Here is a 1,467-nt window from a genome sequence, read left to right on the forward strand (position 1 = left end):
GAGGGCGTAATCTGAACTCTGTCCCCAAACAATTATCTTTGTATTATGGATAGAAACAGTGAAGAGTATCAGCAGATGCGTGACAAAGCGTTATCTCAACTGCGTAGTGGCGAATCGCTCACGGGCAAAGACGGAGCCTTTGGTCCGTTGCTAAAAGAGTTTTTAGAGGCCGCTTTAGATGGCGAGATGTCCTCCCACCTTGATGATTCAGAGCGTCTTAAAGGCAATAAGCGGAATGGTCGTGGCAGCAAACGTGTCAAAACCATGGCCGGCGAGATTGATATCGTGACTCCTCAAGATCGTCACAGCAGCTTTAGTCCTGAGATCCTTAAAAAGCGCGAGACGATTCTTGCGGACAACATGTCTTCCAAGATTATCAGTCTGTATGGTATGGGTTTGAGCCTTAGGGATATTTCCTCCCATATCGAGGAGATGTATGATGTTGAGATCTCCCACAACACCCTAAGTGAGATTATTGAACGCATAGTTCCCAAGGTGAAGGAGTGGCAAAGCCGCCCCCTGGAATCAATGTATACCATTGTGTGGCTTGACGCAATGCACTACAAGGTGAAGGATGGTGGTCGTACCGAAAGTCGAGCTGTCTATAATGTTCTGGCAGTCAATAAAGATGGCCATAAAGAACTGATAGGCATGTATGTATCAGAAAGCGAAGGGGCTAATTTCTGGCTGAGTGTCTTGACCGACCTGAAAGCACGTGGCATGAAAGATGTTCTGATCGCTTGCATTGACAATCTCACGGGATTTGCTGAAGCAATCAGCACTATTTTTCCTGAGGTAATCATCCAGAACTGCGTCATACATCAGATTCGCAATTCATTGAAATACATAGCCTCAAAAGATCAAAAAGAGTTTATGGCAGATTTGAAAACAGTCTATCAAGCCCCTAATAAAGATTTAGCAGAGCTCAACCTTGATAAACTACAAGATAAATGGGGTAAAAAATACCCTGTTGTCTTGGAATCATGGCGACGAAACTGGGATAATCTATCGGCCTATTTTGCTTATGATGAGCATATCCGAAGACTGATTTACACAACTAACGCCGTCGAGGGCTTCCACCGTCAAGTACGAAAGGTGACCAAAACCAAGGGTGTCTTTCCCAATGACATGGCATTGATGAAGTTGATCTACCTGGCTGTGATGAACATCTCCAAGAAATGGACGCAACCGCTCCAGAATTGGGCGTTAACTGCCGGGCAACTACGAATCAAGTTTGGAGAGAGAATGCCTCTGGCGATATAACCCATTTCCCCTTTTTTGCTTTTCAAACGCAAAGAAAAGGTAGTTCCCGGATGTGAGCAAGGGTATATAAACGGCTCATTCTTCGCCGCCCTTGCACACATCCAAAAACTACCTTAAGAAGCATTTGTAAATCCAAAAAGAAAAAATTATATTTGTTGTGATTTAAAAGAAATAGAAACCAGACAGAGTTTAAATTACACTCCC

1 protein-coding gene is annotated in these 1,467 nt (G+C 43.9%); it reads left to right on the plus strand.

Annotation, left to right across the window (positions count from 1 at the left end; all coding sequences use genetic code 11):
• The first annotated feature begins 45 nt into the window (after positions 1–45).
• Positions 46–1,263: an IS256 family transposase gene (locus KTR07_RS28070; protein ID WP_008761338.1), complete on the plus strand. Its 1,218-nt coding sequence runs from the start codon at positions 46–48 to the stop codon at positions 1,261–1,263.
• Positions 1,264–1,467: the final 204 nt, after the last annotated feature.

The sequence above is a fragment of the Bacteroides sp. MSK.20.82 genome, assembly GCF_019052485.1.
In the GTDB taxonomy this organism is placed as follows: domain Bacteria; phylum Bacteroidota; class Bacteroidia; order Bacteroidales; family Bacteroidaceae; genus Bacteroides; species Bacteroides thetaiotaomicron.